This window comes from Psychrobacter sp. A3, from assembly GCF_028823565.1.
Taxonomy (GTDB): domain Bacteria; phylum Pseudomonadota; class Gammaproteobacteria; order Pseudomonadales; family Moraxellaceae; genus Psychrobacter; species Psychrobacter celer.
This window is the reverse complement of the sequence record NZ_JAPEHS010000001.1, coordinates 46,934-67,767: the sequence shown is the minus strand read 5'-3', so window position 1 is coordinate 67,767 and position 20,834 is coordinate 46,934. Positions and strand designations below refer to the sequence as shown.

General features: G+C 46.0%; 25 protein-coding genes and 1 pseudogene. 1 reads left to right on the top strand and 25 read right to left on the bottom strand.

Annotated features, from left to right (window positions below):
* Positions 1-275: 275 nt before the first annotated feature.
* A pseudogene (locus tag NK638_RS00405) lies at positions 276-1,057 on the top strand (IS256 family transposase); the annotation flags it as partial.
* Between the two features lie 410 nt (positions 1,058-1,467).
* Here the strand turns inward: NK638_RS00405 and NK638_RS00400 are convergent.
* The 25 genes from NK638_RS00400 to NK638_RS00280 form a co-directional block, all read right to left on the bottom strand.
* On the bottom strand, positions 1,468-1,962 hold the full coding sequence (locus NK638_RS00400) for a glycoside hydrolase family 108 protein (RefSeq protein ID WP_274631476.1): 495 nt from the start codon (positions 1,960-1,962) through the stop codon (positions 1,468-1,470).
* 64 nt (positions 1,963-2,026) lie between these two features.
* Complete coding sequence (locus tag NK638_RS00395) at positions 2,027-2,185, bottom strand: hypothetical protein (protein WP_274631475.1); 159 nt, start codon at positions 2,183-2,185, stop codon at positions 2,027-2,029.
* A gap of 14 nt (positions 2,186-2,199) precedes the next feature.
* Positions 2,200-2,592: a hypothetical protein gene (locus NK638_RS00390; RefSeq protein WP_274631474.1), complete on the bottom strand. Its 393-nt coding sequence runs from the start codon at positions 2,590-2,592 to the stop codon at positions 2,200-2,202.
* Positions 2,593-2,661: 69 nt separating this feature from the next.
* On the bottom strand, positions 2,662-2,832 hold the full coding sequence (locus NK638_RS00385) for a hypothetical protein (RefSeq protein ID WP_274631473.1): 171 nt from the start codon (positions 2,830-2,832) through the stop codon (positions 2,662-2,664).
* 12 nt (positions 2,833-2,844) lie between these two features.
* Positions 2,845-3,462, bottom strand: coding sequence for a hypothetical protein (locus tag NK638_RS00380; protein ID WP_274631472.1), 618 nt, complete (start codon positions 3,460-3,462; stop codon positions 2,845-2,847).
* A complete protein-coding gene (locus NK638_RS00375; RefSeq protein ID WP_274631471.1) occupies positions 3,462-3,770 on the bottom strand; it encodes a hypothetical protein in 309 nt (102 codons plus the stop codon). Before NK638_RS00375 ends, NK638_RS00380 begins: the two co-directional genes overlap by 1 nt.
* Entirely contained in the window at positions 3,770-8,470 is a 4,701-nt protein-coding gene (gene gpJ / locus NK638_RS00370; protein ID WP_274631470.1) for a host specificity protein J, read from the bottom strand. The genes NK638_RS00375 and gpJ overlap by 1 nt, the downstream gene beginning before the upstream one ends.
* Positions 8,470-9,042, bottom strand: a complete 573-nt coding sequence (locus NK638_RS00365; RefSeq protein WP_274631469.1) for a tail assembly protein — start codon at positions 9,040-9,042, stop codon at positions 8,470-8,472. The genes gpJ and NK638_RS00365 overlap by 1 nt, the downstream gene beginning before the upstream one ends.
* Before the next feature lie 24 nt (positions 9,043-9,066).
* Positions 9,067-9,804 (bottom strand): C40 family peptidase, encoded by a 738-nt coding sequence (locus NK638_RS00360; protein WP_274631468.1) that lies wholly within the window; start codon positions 9,802-9,804, stop codon positions 9,067-9,069.
* 2 nt (positions 9,805-9,806) lie between these two features.
* Positions 9,807-10,598 (bottom strand): phage minor tail protein L, encoded by a 792-nt coding sequence (locus NK638_RS00355; protein ID WP_274631467.1) that lies wholly within the window; start codon positions 10,596-10,598, stop codon positions 9,807-9,809.
* Complete coding sequence (locus NK638_RS00350) at positions 10,599-11,525, bottom strand: hypothetical protein (protein WP_274631466.1); 927 nt, start codon at positions 11,523-11,525, stop codon at positions 10,599-10,601. It lies immediately after the preceding gene.
* Positions 11,526-11,534: 9 nt separating this feature from the next.
* Positions 11,535-11,873 carry a phage tail protein gene (locus tag NK638_RS00345; protein ID WP_274631465.1) on the bottom strand — a complete coding sequence of 113 codons (339 nt, stop codon included), beginning with the start codon at positions 11,871-11,873 and terminating at the stop codon, positions 11,535-11,537.
* On the bottom strand, positions 11,863-15,156 hold the full coding sequence (locus tag NK638_RS00340) for a hypothetical protein (protein ID WP_274631464.1): 3,294 nt from the start codon (positions 15,154-15,156) through the stop codon (positions 11,863-11,865). Before NK638_RS00340 ends, NK638_RS00345 begins: the two co-directional genes overlap by 11 nt.
* A gap of 145 nt (positions 15,157-15,301) precedes the next feature.
* Positions 15,302-16,003 carry a hypothetical protein gene (locus tag NK638_RS00335; protein ID WP_274631463.1) on the bottom strand — a complete coding sequence of 234 codons (702 nt, stop codon included), beginning with the start codon at positions 16,001-16,003 and terminating at the stop codon, positions 15,302-15,304.
* 73 nt (positions 16,004-16,076) lie between these two features.
* Positions 16,077-16,343: a hypothetical protein gene (locus NK638_RS00330; protein WP_274631462.1), complete on the bottom strand. Its 267-nt coding sequence runs from the start codon at positions 16,341-16,343 to the stop codon at positions 16,077-16,079.
* Between the two features lie 20 nt (positions 16,344-16,363).
* Entirely contained in the window at positions 16,364-16,720 is a 357-nt protein-coding gene (locus NK638_RS00325) for a phage tail assembly chaperone family protein, TAC (protein ID WP_274631461.1), read from the bottom strand.
* Positions 16,721-16,803: 83 nt separating this feature from the next.
* Entirely contained in the window at positions 16,804-17,289 is a 486-nt protein-coding gene (locus NK638_RS00320; protein ID WP_274631460.1) for a phage tail tube protein, read from the bottom strand.
* A 45-nt stretch (positions 17,290-17,334) separates the two neighbouring features.
* A complete protein-coding gene (locus tag NK638_RS00315) occupies positions 17,335-17,697 on the bottom strand; it encodes a DUF3168 domain-containing protein (RefSeq protein ID WP_274631459.1) in 363 nt (120 codons plus the stop codon).
* Positions 17,694-18,146, bottom strand: coding sequence for an HK97-gp10 family putative phage morphogenesis protein (locus NK638_RS00310; protein ID WP_274631458.1), 453 nt, complete (start codon positions 18,144-18,146; stop codon positions 17,694-17,696). The genes NK638_RS00315 and NK638_RS00310 overlap by 4 nt, the downstream gene beginning before the upstream one ends.
* A 2-nt stretch (positions 18,147-18,148) precedes the next feature.
* Positions 18,149-18,508, bottom strand: a complete 360-nt coding sequence (locus tag NK638_RS00305) for a phage head closure protein (RefSeq protein ID WP_274631457.1) — start codon at positions 18,506-18,508, stop codon at positions 18,149-18,151.
* Positions 18,509-18,510: 2 nt separating this feature from the next.
* Complete coding sequence (locus NK638_RS00300) at positions 18,511-18,741, bottom strand: hypothetical protein (RefSeq protein ID WP_274631456.1); 231 nt, start codon at positions 18,739-18,741, stop codon at positions 18,511-18,513.
* Positions 18,742-18,770: 29 nt separating this feature from the next.
* Positions 18,771-19,079 (bottom strand): head-tail connector protein, encoded by a 309-nt coding sequence (locus tag NK638_RS00295; RefSeq protein WP_274631455.1) that lies wholly within the window; start codon positions 19,077-19,079, stop codon positions 18,771-18,773.
* 2 nt (positions 19,080-19,081) lie between these two features.
* The gene (locus NK638_RS00290; RefSeq protein ID WP_274631454.1) at positions 19,082-19,285 is read right to left on the bottom strand and encodes a hypothetical protein; all 204 of its coding nucleotides are present in this window, start codon (positions 19,283-19,285) and stop codon (positions 19,082-19,084) included.
* A gap of 6 nt (positions 19,286-19,291) precedes the next feature.
* A complete protein-coding gene (locus tag NK638_RS00285) occupies positions 19,292-19,525 on the bottom strand; it encodes a hypothetical protein (protein ID WP_274631453.1) in 234 nt (77 codons plus the stop codon).
* A 107-nt stretch (positions 19,526-19,632) separates the two neighbouring features.
* A complete protein-coding gene (locus NK638_RS00280) occupies positions 19,633-20,832 on the bottom strand; it encodes a phage major capsid protein (RefSeq protein ID WP_274631452.1) in 1,200 nt (399 codons plus the stop codon).
* Positions 20,833-20,834: the final 2 nt, after the last annotated feature.

The following is a 20,834-nucleotide window of genomic DNA, read 5'->3' as shown; positions in this document are numbered from 1 at the left end:
TAGAGCACGATTAAAAATAGTCGAGAGTTTCCCAAACTTTGTGTAACTGCTTATAATCCACTAACCGGAGAATAAGCAATGACGACTCAATCTGACATTAAGAAACTGGCCGAGCAAATGGCCAGCAGTATGAGCAGCTTTGAACCTGCACTCGTGCGCAAGTATTAAACCCGTATCTCAGGTCTCGATGATAAAATCATATCGTCACTACAGGCATAGCCTGACGTCTTGCGCTTCGGGCAAGTATCTGCCAGACACTTGCTGATCCTCGCTCATACGCCAAGGGTCAAACCACCACCGAGATTGTAGAGAGCATTAAAGAGCTCTACGATGTCGACATCTCAAGCAGCTTGGTTTCAAGAGTCACCGATAATATATTAGACGACATCACCGCTTGGCAGAACCGTCCGCTGAGTAGTGTCTATCCTATCGTCTATTTGGACTGCATCGTCGTGAATATACGTCAAGACAAGCAGATCATCAACAAGGCTATCTATCTGGCGCTAGGCGTGGGACTTGATGGTAAAAAAGAGCTGCTTGGTATGTGGCTCTCAGAGAATGAAGGCGCTAAGTTCTGGCTTGGCGTACTCACTGAGCTACAAAACCGCGGGGTACAAGATACCCTCATTGCCTGTGTTGACGGCTTAAAAAGTACCGTGGACGGATAAGAAATTTAAAGGCTATCTACGGCGCTGATACGCTTGAGATAGCAGAGGCCAATCTTGAGCACTTTGATGAGACTTGGGGCAAGGAGTATCCGCATGTCATCAAGTCTTGGCGTAATAACTGGGAGGGCTTAACGGTGTTCTTTGGCTACCCTAAAGACATCAGAAAAGTGATTTATACCACCAATGCGATAGAGTCGCTAAACAGTGTGATTCGGACGGCGGTGAATAAACGTAAGGTGTTCCCATCTGATCAGGCTGCATTTAAAGTGGTGTATTTAGCCATCCAGCAGGCATCTTCGAGGTGGTCGATGCCGAGTCAACACTGGACGTCTGCTTTGAATCGCTTTATGATTATGTTTGATGACCGTATTAGTAAGCATTTAATCTAAATGGCAGTTACACAGAATGTGGGATACTCTCCCTCCATACCAACGTCCATATTTAACATTTGCGCCAATATAAAATCAGCTATAGTTATTACAGTATGACTGTTCTGAGTAAACAATATGCCCCGTGCTTACTTTTCGTAACCGCGTGTATTTATCATATTACGCCTATAAATTAAGTGCTTATTCTTATCAAAACCTGTCAAAATCATGTCATAAAAAAAAGTCAGCCACCTAAGTGACTGACTTTCTTTAAAATATTTGGTGGAGATGGCGGGAGTTGAACCCGATTACATCAAATACTATCACACGCTATCAAATCAAGGCTTATTAAAATCAATGACTTACGATAACACAATGTGATTAGATGTGATAGTTATTAATGGTAGGCTGTCAAAAATCGTGTCACAGATTTAATTATCTACAGCTGCATAACGTAAGTTTTTAGCGATACGCCGCGCCCATCCTTTGCCAAAAGTTTGCCAGATACGCAGGTTGGTAAAGAATTCTAAGCGCTCAGCATTGAATAATAATACCACATCATTCTTATCCATCGCTGCAACTGCCGCCAATGTACGTGGGCCAATCAAACCATCTGCACTGGCTCCAACTGCACGCTGTAAAAATTTAACAGCTTGGCGTTTGCCATGATTGTATGCCGCATCTGTTAACTGCCATGCAATCAAGCGATCGAGTTGATCACCTTTTACTGCTTTATAGTATGACTGCTCTGTGATTTGTTTTGCAAGAGATTTGGGCAACTTCCGCATGTCTCCCCAGTAGCCGTGTGCTTGTGCTACTCGCTTAGTGACACCATACATTGTTTCGCCACCAGGGTCGTTCGGATGGTTGACATAACCGCCCTCATGGTCCATCAATCTATCAAAAATCATGTCGTAAATGCTCATAGCCTATACCTTATTTTAGACATTAAAAAAGCCCCAAATATGGGGCTGTGATTAATGCGAGTTGTTATTTGTTGTTTGCGATGCGTAACGCATAATGCAGCGCATTGAGTGCGAGTAGTCCGCGTCGGTAATGTCGTGGTTTGACATACGGCTGGACAATCTCGCTGTTTTTGATAGCGATGTTTGTCAGCTGACGTGCTGTTTTGATCAGATTAAATCGCATGATCTTACTCCTATTTATTTACCAAAAATCGCAAAAGCCGCATCTTTGATTTCTTTGATGACTGCTGATAGTGGTTTGCCCTGCAATAGAGCAACTGACTGATAAAAAACGCCAATCGCCAACATGCCGAATACTGCCCAGCCCAGCATAATGGCACCCTGCGCCATCACGCTGTAATCTTGATATCCCATGAACTCAATATGTGCTTGGCCACCGAATAATGAGATCGTTACAGCAATCGTAAACTTGACGATGACCGACATATTAATTTTTATTTTACCGTCTTTGCCGATGTCACCACTGAGCATAAGCCCAAAGATAGCACCGATGACGGCAGCAAAGACTTTGGGCAGATATGTGAGCATCTTTAGCAGCACTATGTCCCAAAATGGCATGTTGTTTGGCATCGTCTCTCCTCAAATTTTAGATATAAAAAATCCCCTTTTAGGGGCGGTAATAATTATTTGGCGAGGTATTTAGATTATTTGGCTTTGTATAATATTGTCATTGATAATATCCTGTACACGCTTTTGCTGCTCTTTCTCAAAATCGCGCTGCAACTGAATATCGATAGCGTCTTGCATAGTAGGTTGATTGGTGGTAGCGCATCCACCAACCAATAACGCTGTTAATAGTAGACATTTCATATCAAATCTCTCTTAAAAGTTAGTAACATCGATAACAGCGAAGCTTAGGCGTTTAGGATAAACAAACCCCACAAAAGATGGTAGGTAGTCTCTTTCGCTGATTACTCTACGTATCTCTAACCTGGTGCTGTTTTTTATAAAACTTAGCGTCCCTAAATGGTGCGTATTAATATTTTCTGACGCTAACGCCATGAATGGTATGCGAATCGGTATGATTGCAAACCTACTCACACCATAGTCTTTGGTGAATAAAGTGCCATTAGACCCACTCATGTTTTCATAGTTGGGTATGTCGATAAAATCAATGACATTACAACTTCTAAGGTCAGATGAAAATGTGAGCAAGCCTGCTTCGTCATACACTTCAAGGCCCATCTTACCCTTTGGGACATGGCCAAACTCAAAGATATGTAGTGTGCCGTCGCCTTGAACCGCTTGCGTCAAAACGGGCGGGTCTTCTACAAACTTAACATTAACGCCTTTCGTGTTGTCAGGCTCTATCGCGTAAATTTTGTCGTGGAACGTAAGTGAGCCACTGTACTTTTGAGCACGACTGCGGCTTAAATCATAGTGTTTATCAGACGCTTGCACAGTGCCGTTATCGCCATAAACCTCAAATCCGCTTGGCATCAGTAAACCCCTATCGTTATTTCTAAAAAATTAGCATTCGGGTATAAGTTGCCGTTGGACATTCTCAGGTTGTTGGTTTGCACTCTAAATCCGTTGCTTAACTTTGTGACAGTGATCTGATCGATAAGATTGCCAGTAGCAACAGGCGTGATGAGGTAGAAAGGCGCATCACTAGCTAATAATGGGTGAGTAAACGTTCTATCCATATTTGGGGTGATTTTAAACCTTTCTAAAACCGTAATCGTCTTTGTGTTGGTATCAAAGACGATACTCCCCAGCTCGTTAAATACTTGTAATCCTTGTGCCATTACCATAACCCCAGTCGAACGCGCAGTTTATTGTTAGCATCGTAAACGCTCAGTAAGCTATCTTTAATCTCAAGTCTGGCACCAGTTGGCGCAGATTTAAAGTGTCCGATAGTGGCTGATAATGCTGACAATGATGTGATGGTTGCTGTATCAATCTTAGCCAGTGTAATTGCACCATTGGCTATGTAAGCGTTTCTTAGGTACGTGCCTATGGGGATAATCACGCCATTAATCTCTTGCGCTGTTTCATAATGCACGAACCCTAGGGACTTACTGCCATTAGGTGAGCCGATATAAAACTCATCCGCTCTAACAGCAAATGTACCAGTCTTGCCGTCGTTATAGGTCCCAGTGCCAACCACGTAGCCATTTACATCAAGCACAGTCGTTGATTGAGCGCGAAGCCCGTCAATGACTTGGTTGGATGTTTGAATGGACGCAGTATTACCTGCCACAGTAGTTTGCAAAGTGCTAACTGAGCTTGCCGTTGCATTGGCTTTTGACGTTGTTGCTGTCAGCTCGGTTTGTATCGTGGCGATATTACTTGTCGCGGTGTTGGCCTTGCCTAATGCTTCGTCTGCAGTCGATTTAGCAGCGAGTGTAGATGCTCTAAGCGTAGACACATCGGACGCAAGTGCCTCATCTTTATTCGCAAGCGTACTTAGACTTTGCGTTATTTGAGCATTACTGTCTGCAACCTCAGATTGTAGGTTGGTAATTCGCTCATTAGTTGCATAATTATCACGCGCCACCGTTTTAGCATACGTCCACTGCATTGAGCGTGATGCATCGGTATAGCGTGATGCATCGGTATAGCGCGGCTTATAATCAGCAACCATGGTGTTGATTTGTTCAGCTTGCGCACCAAGCTCATTGGTCAGCGTGCTATTAACATCGGTGATGTTAGAAGACAGATTGCCAATATCGTTGCTAAATTTGCTATCGAGTGAGGTAATGCGATCCGCTTGCGATTGCTGTTCTGTCGTGAGCGTTTGCATGTTTTCAGTAATAGCAGACGATAACTGCGATACTTTGGTATTTAGCTTGCTATCAAGGGCACTATTAGCTTGGGTGAGCGCCATCACTTGGTTTGCGCGGGTTTGCTCCTCTCTTAAAAGCGCGGCGCTGGATGCGCCGGGTGACGGACGCCCAACTGCTATCCAGTCAATCGCATAGTAGTTCAAATTGTCTGCGCTTGACGCCAGTTTCAAGCTAAACCCGTTGATGATGCCTGACCACGGCACATCAATGTCGAGCGTGGCAATGTTGTTTATATCAAAATCAGGCTCATCAATGACCAAGCTGCCGCCCGACCAAGTAATCAGACCGCCCCATGTTGGAGATTGCTTACGTTGTATGCGCATCTTGACATGATGATAGCCGTTGCCATTCAACTCAAATGCAGGACTGCTGATGGTTTCTGTGCGCACATTCAACCAGCCGCTCGCATAAGTGCCCGCTGTCCAACCGTCGCGGCTGCTATCAAAATGCCAGATCTGATACGGGTCAAACTGTTCACCAACCCCAGCAGATATTAAGCTGATTTGCTGAGCTAAGCCCTCAAAGCGCGTCGCGGTTGCTTGACGCTCTTGATGCAATAACCCTGAGGTGATTTGCGTCACATCATCGCCGGTATAACCGCCAACCATTTGCGCTGATAAGTTAGTGACTTGCTGTGCGACCGCTTGGTTTGCGGTGACATTCAAACTGATGCGCTCATTAAAGCTGGCAGATGAATTTTGATAGTCAGCGGACAAGGCGCGGATAGACTCAGCATTCACATAATCAGCATGAGCAATGGTTTTGGCAAAGCTCCATACTGACGCACGCGATTTATCCGTGTACTTGGTGGCATCGGTATAACCAAAGCTCATCTCTGATGACAGATAATCGAGCTGTTCTGCTTGGACTCCGCTTTCATTGATGATTGTTTGTTGACGCTCTTTAATACTCGCAAGCTGATTATCGGTTTCAGATTGAGCAGCCGTGACTGTGTTAATGTCATTTGCGAGCGCATCAGCGGTTGCTTGTAATTGCTGCTGTTGCTCAAGTGCTGATTGAGCAATTGCATCAGTACGCGCATTGCGCTCAGCGGTAATCGCTTGGTTTGACTGAGTGATTGCATCAATACGATCTTGCGTTTCTTGACTGATTGCCAGCTCGTTAGTTTCAATTTTGCCGATTTTGGTTGTTAGCGACTCATTGAGACTACTCTCATCAATCTGACCCTGTATCAAATCCATCACTTTGTCAGCATTAGCGTCTGTCGTACCTGTCACCCATGCTGACCAAGGTGATTTAAAGCCTAGCTTATCAACCAAACGCGCACGATATGACTGCTTGAGATTGCCTTGCAAGCCTGTCACTGTATGACTGTTTGTGGGGTAGCTGTACTGACCTAGCGTTGCTACGTTGACATTAGGCGCACTGCCGACCTGTATCTCGGTGTAGTCCGCATCGCCTGAGCCTGCTTGGAAGCCCCACTTTAAATCCATACCAAACAACACGCCTGTGGCGGTCAATCCGACAATTTTAGGTGGCAATCCTACCTTGCCTTTAACTGCCGTCAGTATTGACGTAGTAGGCTGTGACTGCACATCAAACGCACTGACAGCACGCACACGAGCCGTATAGTTGCCGCTATACACACCCTCAATCTCAACTGATACGTTACCTGTGCGCGGCACTTTAATCCAGCTACCATCGTCCTTACGCCATTCCACATCATACGCGACTGCATCTTTAACTTGCGCCCAGCCGATGACAAGTGTTGTTATTGTCTGACCTTGCACGACACGGTGACGGCTAGTGATTGTCACGCTCTCTGGTGCGTCCACAGTCTCAGGATTGACGATAGTAATGTCGGTTGGTTTTACGTCTGTACCAAAATCGACAGCATCATATTTTTGTGGCTCGTGCTGTATTGCAGTGATATTAAATGTCACGTCATCATTTTGCGTGATAGACATGACGCGGAAACGCATGAGTTTTAAATCAGTAGTTTCAATCGCCCAAACGTGCTCAGGCTCAGCGCCAGTAAATCCAGCCGTGACCGTAATGCGATTGCCGTTGACGTAGCTAATATTGCGGCGCTCAGATTTGCCGTTTCCGCTATTGATGATAAGCACATCACCAGCAGCAGCCACGACCTCTCTATCAAGCTCTATAATGCGTTGAGTATCATTTACGGTTGATACACGACCACCGTTGGCACGACCTGCAAATAGCTCGTCTGATACATTGATGACATTGCCGACCTCGATATTTTTGACCGCATCAAGGCCAGTACCAAATGATACTTGTCGTGTTTCTAGCTGCTCAGTTTTGAGTGCCCAAAGCCCTGCTCGCTGTGCCTGTGCTTGACTGGTACAACCAAAGGCATTCAGCTCTAAAACCTTGACACCCAGCTTCGCCATCGCCTTTTCGTCACGGACATACTCATACTCTGTCTGATAGCTGTTTAATGGGTTGTCCCAAGCAACTTTTGCTAGAGTATGACGGTCACGCGCTCGTGTGCCAGTATATTCAAACTGACCGTCAATGACGTTTGCGCGGCTAAAGGTGTAAACAGGGTCTTGCGGTACGTCTGCATCAGCAAATATTTTCTCGCCATTCCAATATGACATACCGCGAAATATGCCAGCGATGTTAGATAATACTTGATAAGCATCGGCTTGTTTTTGCAAATAGACATTACACGTAAAGCGCGGCTCAAGACCGCCTTGACCGTCCGATACCATTTCATCACAGTATTGGCCGAGCGTGTATAGCGACCACTTATCAATCATTGTCGCATCTAGTCTATCGCCTAGACCGTAGCGCCACTGGCGACACAAATCATAGTAAACCCATGCAGGGTTGTTTGAGTACGCATCTTTAAACGTACCGTCCCAAATGCCAGTATAGGTACGCGTTTCGGCATCATAGTTGCTAGGTACGCGGATAATTGAGCCACGGACATGAGCCTCTAGCTTGGCAATACTGCTAAATGTCTCAGCGTTGTATTGTACGCCCAGCAAGGCGGTGTTTGGGTAGCGCAATTTAACATCAATGACCTCGGCGACCGCATCAATCATCATCGTGTCTTGCACGTACTCACTAGGGTCGTTAGGCGTGATACGGCGCACACGTATCTGCCAACCAGTCGTGGCTTTTGGCAAGTCGATACGGTGGGTGCGCTCATAACCTGCTGATGTTTTATCTTCAATCTTGGTTTTTAAGACTTCTTGATATGCGCCGCCATCTGTTTGCAGGTCGATTGCATAGTCAATCTTATAACCTGTCACATCACCATTATCGGGATTGGTTTTAGACAGACGGTTCCACTTAAAACGCACGCGGACGGCTGATAATTGAGTATCGGTAAAGGTTTTAATCCAAGGCTGCGAGCTTTTAAGCTCAACACCGATGCCAGTCTCATTGCTGACATCAGGAAAGCCTTTAATATAATCCTGCTCGTTTGTGCCGTGTCTAAAGTCCCACGTTACGCCTTCAAAGTTTGGGCTGCCGTTATCGTCTAGCAGTGGCGTACCGTCAAGACGGATTGATTTACCACCATCGACCAAGCCCCATACTTCGCCCTCAGCCAATCCGTATAGCAATTTTGCCGTACTGGTAGAGGCTACTGAGTCTTTAGCAATAGATGGGCGGCGTGGCTTATCCTGACCTTTTTTAGCGCCTTTAACTGCGATAGCTGTCATTATTGATTGTCCTCTGTGTAGATACCTGCCGAGCAAATAAACCCGCCAATGTAGCGTTCACCGTATAAAATAGGTACTGGATTGCCTTGCGCCACTGTCGTTACTGCACCACCAAAGCCGTAGTTTGCCCTGTTACCGTCCTCGTCTTGGTTTTCAATCTCAGGTGTGGGCATAAGCAAACTAGCAGCACCGCCTACCATTAAGCCGATACCTGCGCCCATAGCCCAACCTGCACCAAACGGCGTAAAGCTAAGACCAACCAATGCAGCACCCGCTATCACTTGCAGCCACCCAAACGCATCACCACCAGCGCCCATGATGCGCGGTACGATATGAATAATACTTGCGCCTGTATGGTTGGCTATGTCGCGCTCACCGATGTTGCCCTGCTCGTTTACTTCATCTAAAAACACCGCAAAGCGCATACCGTCCTGCTCAGCGGTTAGCATAAATTTTTTAAACTCAGGTAATTGGCATGATAGCGCGTGACACGCCTCTGCTGCACTATCGACATTTAGACTGAATTGCTCGCCAAATTGTTTTAGCTGACCATGCAGCATGATAGTTTTCATAAATTGCGCCCATAAAAAAAGCCGCTACATGAGCGACTTGTGTCTGATGATAATTGCTGCTCTACGCTGCCATTGCTCGCCGTATATCTCACGTAGCGACTCTCTGCCGTATGGGTGGTGCAACACCAAGTCATTACCGATAACATCGTCTGTGCGCTCAGATTTGAGCGTACCATCACCGATAAAAACCAAGGCGTGATTAACGTGTTCTGTACGCCCCAATCGGCACAGTATCAAATCATGCTTTTGGATTGTATCGACTTCGACAAAGCCCTCTCTTTTAAAACCATCAAGGTACAAAGGCTTGCTGTCTTTATCCTCCCACCATGCGTCTGTGCGCTCATAGTTGCTGAGTGTTATGCCAAGCTCACGTTGATAGTAGTCTTGTATGAGCGTGTAGCAGTCCATAACCCCATGATGATACTCACGCCCTAGTAGTGGGGCTTGATAGCCGTCAGGCTCGTGCAGCTCAACGTCAGTACCGTTTGTAATTATCCACGGCAGACCATGTAAATTCATCTGCACACGGTCGGGCATACTCGGCTTGGTATTGCCGTCGGGGTGACTATGCACGTATGCCACTATTTCGCCTTCTTTTGATGCACCGACAATATCCATTGGGTCGATTTCAAACTGAGTATCATCTGGCGATATGTTGGTGCAGGGTATATACTCGCCGTTCACGATAACGCCACACGCTTCACGCGGATATTCAGTATTAGCATGGGCGATAATAGCGGCTTTGATCGTCTTTGTTAGCATATCTATCCCTTGATTAATGAAGAGCTTGGAAATCCGCCGTAGCGACCTTCGTTGTTTCTGATGCGGCAATCCGTCAGCCTTGCACCGCAAACGTCTTTTGACGGGTCGTCTGTTGGATTACCCTCAGCATCAAACATAGCAGTGCCTCGATAGGCGCACTCCTCGCCACGATAGCGGCCGTGGACACTCCAATGGCAAAAACTGGTAATGTCTCGGCTTGGTATCTTAGCCCCCTCAAAATCAACGGGATTAGACAATTCAAACGTAACCGCACTGGCGTTCTCGCTGGTTTTTTGCTCCACAAACCACACCTGTTTACGGTACTCATTAGGACTTGCGCTAGGATTGCCCTCGCCAAAGTTATCAGCGTCTAGGTATTTCGCCATTGTGTTGATGACAGTTAATTTAGCGCCTGCAAAATCATCGTATTGCAAACAAAGAGCACTAACAGCGCCTTGCAGCCCGTCAATATTGTTTGCTAGTGCAAGACTAGGCGTTGATGCCTTGCCGTCCCCTCGCATCTCTAAGCCGTCTGATTTGATTGGCATGGGTGAGTAGGTTTGACCCGCCCAGATGATATTGCGGCGTATGATATCTTCACGGCCAACTGGGTCAGTGTGGCGTGTCATATCTGTATAGCGCGATGCATCTGTATAGCGGTAGATGTGCTGCCAATCCTCATGCGACATGTGGCCATGCCATCTAAATATACCAGCGCCGAGATTGGTCGCATCTAGCTCGTAGAGTGTAACCAGCCCTGCGACCGATAGTTTTTGCAAGTCGCTTGATAGCATTTAGACCTCCGGTGCTGCCTCTAGTTCAGACAATCTGCGCTCTAAGTCAGCAATCAATTTGCCCTGCTTGATGTTTGTTGCGTGTAAAAACGCAACGATAGCGTTTAAGTTAATGCCCTCGGCCACTCGCTCGTCAAGCATCTGCTCAGTTACATTGCCATCCGCATCTGTGACAGTCTCAGTATCGCGCCATAGCGTAAATGCTGGGTCATACGCACCCAACGCCTCAGCACTAAATGAGTAGTAATGATAGTTAGGGTTGTCCGCATCGGCAGTTGAGCGATAGATGATCGGTGCTAGTTGCATTGCGTTGTCATACGCTGCGTCATCAAGCTCTAGGTCGGCAATAATGTTTTTGTAGCGCTCAGATGATGTTGAGCGCATGATTTTACCGGTATTGTCAACAACCACATTTGCGCCAGATGCTGTCGTCTGCGCGTATATTGAGTTTGCGCCATTGACGACAATTTGTTTCCATTGTAAATCGGTCGCGCTTGAGCCTGAGTCACCGATAAACATATCATGCGTCAAATAGTTAAAAAACATCACTTTTGGGTGAGTCGCATCATAGCCAAGTGACAAAAATGTCCCCGCAACTTGATTTTTGCCTGTTATGTCTTTTAGTTTTTGCGTGTCAGAAGTTGTGTCGTTATAAGAAAAGACGCGGATTTGTTTTTCTTGGATTTGCTCAGCAAGTGTTTTACTTGCATCCCAAGAGCCACCTCTTGGACGAGGCACACCCCAGCCGCTACCACCAATACCTGCCTCATTTGTAATTATTGGCACTGTGCCGCTTGTTGTACCAACCTCTCGACTAGCCGCATTATTCTGGTCGCTAAAGTTATCTCGCACTTTTTTGCGAAACACATACTCGTTATCGCCTGTTTGTCCGTTGCCGGTGCCAGGGTCTGGTATTTGTACTGCCATGATATACTCCTACGGTATAAATACTTGTTTTAGATTAAAGGATATTCGCCATACTTTGCCGCCTATGTGCGCCGTGCTTGGCTCGCCCTCAGTTCGATACGTCTTAGTATCACCTGCAATCGTTGCATAAAACGGCGTAACGCCCTTGTGTTCAATCAAAAAGTTATGAATGGCATCAATCTCAGATTTGTAGGCAGTCTTTGTGACCTGCCATGTTTCGCGCACATTGTTGATACCAAAGCTCGATACCTGATCGTAACCATCACCAAATTGCACGGTATTAGTTTTTAATGCGGTGGTGCGTGTTGCTCCTGCATCAACACACCAGTCAAACGTTCTAAGTGCCATACAGCATACCTCCCTGACGTTTTTCTTTACGCATAACGTCCATGACTACGGCTTTGATACCGTTAGCCATATCGCGCCCTATACGCTCATTATCGCCTTGTATTGAGCTATTGCCCTTTGCATCAACCATGACATTGATATTTAACTCACTGGCATTTTTTTGACTGCTTTTCATGAAGTCGGTAAAGTCTTTATTTTGCTTAGGCGATAATACGCGCTCACCCTTATCGAGTAAGTAAGTAGATTCTTTTGGCACATAATCTAGCCCGCCGTGGGCGATACCTGCAGGAGCAGCAATACTTGCGATGTTACTCATTAGTGTGGTACCTGAAGCTACAGCCTCAGCAACATAGGCAGCTTTATCAACTGGCGTTACTCCCGCTGCCATTGCCTTACCTATAGATTCTTGTATGCTTAGTGCTGCACTCGCAATAGCAAAGCCTTTTTCAATCGCAAACATAGCCCGATAAGCCGCTGACTGCTCTCCAAAAAAAGCCTTGGTTAAGCCAGCAAGTCCGCTGAACAACCCTTGATAAAGAGAAACGCGGTGTGCTGCCTGCTGTTCTGCTAGTGTCTTATCTCTTAACGCATACTCCTGCTCTAGCGCCCACATCTTATCTAGATGCTCTTGCTTGGCAATCTCCAATAACTCAAAGCGCTCAAGCTCAGGCAGCGCATAATTGCCACGCTCATCGACAGCGTTAATCTCACTTTCGCGGGATTTATACTGATTATTAATAGAGTCAAAACCCTCTACATAATCTTGATTCAAGCGCCACTCTTGATACTCTTCATCGTTTAATGTGCGCTGCATCATGCTATCTTTGCCAGTGCTTAGCGCGTTTATACCGCCTGCACGGGCGCTATCAGCAATGGATTGATACATTTTGTCCTGAGCACGAGCCTTGGCCTCTGATGCAAACTTAAAGTTATCTAAGTCCTTTTGATAAGCCGCGTTCTGCATATCAACATACATTTGACGCACGCTATCATCTTTGATGTTGGCGGCTTCGATTTCTTTGAGTGCTTTTTGATGCCTGGCATGGATGCGCTGCTCCTCGCCTTGGTATCTCTCCATGATAGATAGAGCTGCTGCGTTTTTTTCTTTAGCGTAGCGTTCTTCTTCGCGTGCCAAATACTTAGCTCGCTCAGCAGAGCCTTCGGCGTAAGCTTCTTCTATACTTTCAACACGAGCGATATGATCAAGCTCGATTTTCTCTTTATCACTTGCGTATTGATTGACGATAGAGAGTTGAGCGCGTTCAATCGCTTCTTGCTGGCGCAATGCTTCTGCAGCGAGTCTTGCTTGTTCGCGCTGAGCTTGTTCAGCAATCTTGGCATCTTGCGCTAAAGCTTTGCCATAAAACGTACCTGAAGATTTACGAGACATGCCAGCGCTATGCGCCGCCTTTAGCCATCCTGGCGCATTGACCCCTTTGCCATCTTTGCCCCAAGCCGCTGCGTTTTGCTGAATACCAAAGTGAAAGCGCCCAGCGCCCATATAATCATTACCAGCACCGATACCGTTGATGCCACGTGCGGCGGCCTCTTCAACGATAGCTTTTAGCAGTGGTAAATCTTTAGAGTTATTCCAGTCTAGTTTTTTACCACCCTTATATAGATCACCATCAGCGGCATAGCCATGGTCATGCGCAGTAGAGCCAACTCGCTTACCACCTGATCCTTTACCAGGCTGACCGCCTGAATTCACTTTGAAAACTATCCCTTCTTCTTGTAAAAAAGATAATGCTTGCTCGAGCTCGGGATTTAAGCGTTGATTTCGAGTTGCGCCTTTGTTTGCGTATTGGATATATTTAGAAGCATCAGCGGTTGCTTTAGCAGTTCTTTCTCTAGCCTTAGCCTCTTTTTCAGCGGCATCAGCCAAGGCCCTAGTAGCTTTTATCTCCGCATCTACCGCACCATTTCTATAAGGGACCCCATTATTGTTATAAGGAAAAGCCACATTGGAGCCGCTTGCGCCTAACACACTCCCGAATGAATTATTGATTGCAGGGCGCTGTGTATTGATTCTATTCATTTTGCTAGACGCGCCATCCAATAGCTTGTCTATAGTTTCCATATCCCTAGCCCACTGGCTAGATATATCCAACATACTGCCACTCGCTAAAGCGCCAGCGCTGAAGAACCCGGTAAATAGAGCCTTACCTTTATCCGCTAAAGTATCTGCGCTGAAGAAGTTCTCAGCGGTTTGGCCAATATTGCGCATCTGCATACCGACTGCTGAAAAAGCATTGATGAGCTGCCCGATACCCGCCGCTATCCCAACTACTGAAGCGGCGGCTATGTTTATAGCTTGTCCAACGCCGCTAACTTCGTCTTTAAAGCTACCGCCTTGTTTCGTGCCTTCCTTAAAGTACTCTATTAGCGTCGCCATGGCCGGGAGAGCCTCAGTAACCAGCTCATTGCGTACGCCCTCAAAATTAATCTTTAGCCCTTCGACTTCATTGGCTAAGATCTTAGATTGCTCTATAGACTCTTTGGTTCTGATGACGCCAGCTTCATTAAGATCGCGCTCATAGTTTCTGAGCGCTTCGCCGTTGTTATCCCACAAAGGTATGATATCGCCAAGGCCACTAGCCAAAGACTCAGTGACAAATCTAACCTCTTGCGTGGTTGCCCCTGCCAGCTCCATTTCATCTACGACGGCTTGGATAGCATCGACACTATCCATTGTTGACAAGCTTTTACCGAATATCTCAAGCTCCGCGTCAGTTTTATTAGTGGCTTCTTGCATAAGCTCTAAGGTGTCAACCAAGCCGCCGCCACCGGTAGCACTAAACTCACCAAGCTTTTCTTGGGCGTCAGCCAATATATCGCCAACACCTTCCATCTCTAAGCCGTAACTTTTAGTAGCGGCTGTTAGTACCTGTAGATTTTGAGTAGACGTGTTCGCTCTTGTTGCTAATCTTACTAATTGCTCATCCGCTTCGGCGGTCTGTAGTGCTAAAGTTACTAAGCTTGCACCCATGACCGCCACTGACGCTACAACAGAAGCAGCACCCACCGCCGCTGCGCCCGCTAATCCACCTTTGCCAAAAGCATCAGAAATAGAATCAAGTTGCTCGTTAAGAGAGTCAATAGCACCACCGATAGGCGTGCCACTGAGGTCCTCAATCAACTGATCTTTAAACTTAGATACTGACTTACCCATATTCTCGGTACGGTCACGGGTTTCGCGTTCTGCGCGGGTCAAGCCATCTGTAAACTCACTTAGGCGTACCGCCAAATCAAGTGTCAATCTACCAAGTGAGTTTGTTGCCATGATAAACACCTTTTTTTGGATAATAAAAAACCCCAATCATTGCTGACTGAGGTTTCTTTAAATATTTTAGTTTGCTAAATTACTTTACCATTCTAGCATTTTGGGTTTTCAGGCTCTTAAACACACTAGATAGCATCGTAACGTATTAATACTGCCAATCCAGCTCAGCAGTATCGAACGTAAACTGTTGATTACCGTTATTGTAAAACCCTATTTCAAGCATCATTATTTTGGAATCTTTTAGTTTGTTTATAAAAAGTTCTTCAGAGCCATCCAAGAACATCGCTTCACTTGAGCCGCCAGCAGCCCTAGATAAAGAATATTGCTCAATACTATTATCATCAAACTTCACTGTCATGGTGCAATTTCGGTATTCACACCATAACTGACCATTATTTGTAACAAACAAGACCTCATTATTTAGTTCATCGGTATGCCTAATAATAATACTTAAGTCAGTACCACCACTATAGGGTGAACTTAAATGAACATTATTTCTAGATGTAGTTATAGCAGTATATGTCGTAGTATCACGCATTTTATCTACTGATTCACCATACATCCAGTTAGGGACTGCCTGAACCTCAGTAACTTCGTTCAATTGGGTAGCGTCAGTTTCTGCAATATTATTGCTAACTTCGCCAGCGCTGCTATTGTCTGCTACGCCCGGTGAAGGATTGTCAGACATGCCGGCCATTAAAGCCGAAAGCACCATAAATCCAATAAATACCACTGCAATCCATGTAAGGACTGACGTGCGATTAACTCTAGCACCACAACTGGGGCAGGAATCTGCATTTTTAGCGATAAAACCACCGCAATTTTTACAATTAACGAGCTTCGCCATACTCTGTCCTTAATGACTTTTTTTGCGATAAAAGCATTACTATAAATCATCAAAAACAATTCAGCAACATTTGTTAGCTTGTGTCCTCAATCTGACCTTCAAAGCTGACGATCACATCATCTTCATGTGGCATGAGCTCAAGCGCTTCTATATCACCCCCTTGAGAGTTGATATAGATAGCCATCATATTGGCCACTGCCTGCTCAACACGCCTACCCACATTTAGACTACCACGGCGATAGCGGTATTCCGCCCACTGCTTAATCTCAACCATCGTTAGATTGGTTTTTACTTGATGAACACTATTACCACCTATACCGTTGAGAGCCAATTCAAACAACAGCTCATGCTCGCCGGCGATTATTCCTTTTTCTTCTTCGGCGCCTGCTTCTCTACCGCCTTTTTTATATTATCAAGCCCCCATACCTTATTAAAGACAGCGTTCGCCAGTGGCTGAATAAAATTATCTTCGACTTGTTTTTTGGTGAATTGTAACTTACCGTCTTCATCAACTAGTGCCTTGCTAATCCATTCAGCGGCTACATCTTCCTTATTGTTCATACGGTTGTGCAGATCATCGCTTATGGCAAAAGGAAGGGTCTTGAACATAATATCGACTTCACAAAGCTCGCCTTTGTGATAAAACTCAACCTTTTCTGAATGTATTTCATCAACCAAGCTACCCGCTTTCACATCTGACAATAGTATCTTTGCCATTTTTGTAATCCTATAAATAAGTAAAGCCCCAATAAAGGGGCTTTTGGTTTAACCAACTAATCCATCCGTATCTTTTATAAAGCTTACGGATTTGTCTTATACGCCGTGATAGCCTTGGACTGACGCTTCATCGGCACTGAGTGCTTAACCAGTGAGTTTGGTTCAAACGTAGGGTTAGTGTCTTTCAATTGGGTTACGAACGAAGTCCAAGTACGAGTCGGTGGTAGCGTTACAGAACCAGTCTCAAGCACTGGCGGCTCTTTACTGTCCGACCAACCAATAAAGACCTCGATAGTCGCGCGTTCATCAGCCAACTGCAGTAGCGTCATATGCGTCTCATTTTTGGGGTCAGTGTTAATAGAGATAGAGCCTTCACCGGGCGTAGTAAGTCCTGGTACCGATGTAGTGGTATCCTCTTCTTCTAGGCATGTATCGTCAATATCATTGACACTATCATCGCCGAGTGTAATACCTGTGATGCAAATCATCTTAGTAAGCTCAGGCGTATCGCCATGCTTAATCCATACTTGCGTACCTTGTGATAGTACGCCTTTTTCGACTTTAGCCATGATGCTAATTCCTATGTGGTTGTAAATCGGTTGGTTTTGATTTCTTTAACGCGCTAAGATCCAATTAGCATCGAACCCGCGCGCATAAAGCTTGGTGTCTGTTTCGTAGTTGTTGATTTGTGGATTAAGCACCCATACCCTATCTTCTAACGCTTGGCGTACCGCTTCGCGTATCTCATAAGCGCGATGGACATGCGTGGCATAAACCATAATCTGAAATTGCACATCATCGAAGTTAGCTGGTGCATCTAAATGATTATTTGCTTGTCCGCTAATGGTCTGCCAGACAATATAAGGCGCAGGAGTACCATGCGGGGCCACATCCTCAAAGACGCGCTCATTAACATTGAACAGCGCCGCCAATGCGTCGTCAGCTTTAAGCGTGGCATTAATAGGTAAAAAGCTCATAGTTTGGCAATCTCTTTATCAAGCTCAGCGCTATAAGCGCGGGTGAATTCCGCTTGTACGGCATTCATATTATTATTAAGCGCAGGCCTCATAAAAGGACTGGCGCTATTGGTTGAGCTGCCATACTCAACTAGGCGAAAGTACCAAGTATCACCACCAGAGTTTGGCTTTCCTGATTGAGCGCGTTTCTTGGCGCCACCCTTTACACCCACTCGCATTACAACAAGACCAGCGCCTTTCGTTCGAGCAGGCTTAGTAACGATATTTTTCCATATCTTCTCAGGACTATCTTTATCATCGATACGTTTGGCATTCTCACGCGCCGCTTTTTTGACGATATTCATAGCTTTGCGAGACGCACGAGTCGCTGCATTTTTGGCCTTGCGCTTATTACCGAGCTGTCGTAGTTTAGCTTGGACTTCATCAAGGCCGGTTATATCATTTGCCATGATCAGTCCTTAAATTTTTCGACACCTTTACTCAAAGCAAAAGTCATATACTCAAGCCCAGTATCGCTATCTTCCATGCCTTGACTATCAATGGCATAAGTACGGCCCTGCCATATTACGCGCATAGTCGTATCAATACCCTTGCCAGTGCGATAGCGCACCTTCATGCGAGCGGTGATTTCTGATTGTGCTGCTTGAGCGGTCAGTAAGTCTTTAGTAGAGAGCGGCGTTATCTTGGCCCATACGGTTTTTAGAGTGGTCCAGCCGCCGGGCTGTAAGTAAAAGCCGTCATCATTACGCTCGCCCTTATCGTACTGCTGAATAGTGACTCTATGACGTAACTCGCCTGCCTTGACTGCCATAATTAATCCATATCTAAAAATGTCGAGCCTGCATCGTCTTCTTGCTCGATGAGCTCAGAGAGTATCTCGTCATTCTGTTCAATAAGCTGCATGATCAACGCTTCGCGCTCACTGGCTTGCTGAATCAGTATCGTGTTTTGTTCGACTACCTTTGTCATCAGTGCTATTAAGTCTTTGCAAGAGCAGCTTGGCTCTTCGCTTGGCTTCGCTGGTTCTGTCTTTAATCCACTCACGGCGCGCCTCACATCCTTTACAGTTCATATTAAACCCCCATGCGGCGGTACGGTTGCAGTACATGATAGGCCCCCATAGGCACCTCAACCATTGACGAATCGCTAACTGACTCACGATGAGCGTACCAATGCGCCACTATCATCAATGTAGCTTGATCAATAGACGCATTATCTAGCACGCCATCTGGATCTTCGCTTGGTATCGCCAACTCATAAATAGTACGATCAAGATACATCTGAATATGATCTCGAGCGGCTGCCACATATCCAAGCAATAAAGCATCTTCATCATCGTGGTCGATGCGGCATTGGAACTTTACCTGCTCAAGAGTCACCATCGTTAATCTGCCTTGTCGTCTTTAGCCTTGCTATCGGCCTTTTTGGTTGTTTCTGTTTTTGATGGAGTCGATTTAGGTGATTCGACTTCGACAGCATGACCTTTATCAATCAGCTCTTTGCCTGCTTTGACGGTTACGGTTAGCACTTCGTTCTTTTGTGCAATCGTGCGATCAATCATCATTCGTTTTAATGTTTTGATTTTCATGGTTTATTACTCAGCCTTGTTAGCAGGCTCTTTTTCAGCCTTGTTTTTGGGTTTTGGCGCAGCCTTAGTTTCTTTTTCAGCATCAGCATCCGCCTTTTTTGCAGCTTCAGCTTCTTTTGGGTCTTCAATCAGACCCATTCGCATAAGCTCTTTAGCATCTGAATCATTTTTTACTTCGCGCGTTGAGCCTTCGAAGTATTGCTTGTCGCCCCAATGTTGCTTAGTGACCTTATATTCCATGACGTACTCCTTTTAGTAAGACAAAATCAACTTCATAAACTGGCTTTGGCTTAATAAAAAGCCCCACCAATATATGGCAGGGCCTTGTTAAGTGATTTCGATTAAGATTATGGCGTGGTTTTGGCCAATAACGTTCCAGTAATGAACGCTTCTGGACGATAGACAGCCAGCGCTAATCGCTCTTCACAAAGAATGGTTACTTTGTTTTTCACAAAGTCATCTTCGTTCTGAGTTGCCACCGCCACTGACGACTGCTGACGATCAAACACTTGAGCCGCCATGTCAAATGCGCCAGTCAAGAATTTACCCGCACCCATTGCTTGTGTGGTGACGACAGGCAGACCCCATAAAGTTGGGCTGGCTGTGCCTTGCGGCTGACCAATGATATAGCGACCATCGTTGTCTTTAGTCAGCTCAATCTTGGTCCAGTCGATTGGGTTTAATACGTGACCACTGGCAGGGTATTCAGCGAGTACCGCTTGCAGCATTGCCAAGCGCAGCTGATCCATGATTGTGTAAGTAGCAAGTGTCGCAGGGTCGGCAAACGCGGTCGCTTGCGGGATAATGCCTTTTAGATTACCTGTTAAGCCATCACCGTTTAGCAACTGGCGGTCTTCGACTAGCTTCAAACCATACAATAGACGCTGGCCGATGTAAGACTCAAGCTGTGACGCATCATCTAAGATTTGGCGAGATGCTTTGATAAAGTGCGCCAGCGTACGGACTGGTACCGTTTCGTCATCAAATTGCAAGTCGGACTGCGCCTTTAGCGCACCTTCAGCCGATTGCGCGGCAGCATTGTTGGTAAAGCCAGTTTCGCGTACATACTCGATAGAGTTGCTATCAGTTCTGCCTGGGGCAATCAGATCACGAATACGCAATACCTGATTAGGTGGCGCGATAATACCGGGCTGGCGTTGAGCGGTAGTCAATGCACCAGCAGAGCCGGGCGCCTCTGTCGTGGCACTGGTCAGGTCGGCCTTAACTTGCAAAGTGGCGCGCCCGCCAGCACGAGGGTTTTCAACAAATGACTTAAACTGATCACTGTCATATAACTGACGGCCCAGTGACTTTTGTTGCTCCGGCTCATCATTGCCGCGGCGTGCTTGTTTTTGCTCCATGTCGTCAAGACGCGTCTTGGTTTCATTCATGGCTGTTAAAGCTTCATCGACCTGATCTTTTAGATCGTTGAGGCCTTTTTCACCCTTTTCCATGCGACCTGTCAGCTCTGTGCCAAGGCCGTTTACTTTGTCAGTCGCTTTTTTAAACTCAGCGGCGAGCTCTTTAACTTGATCTTCTGGTTTCATAA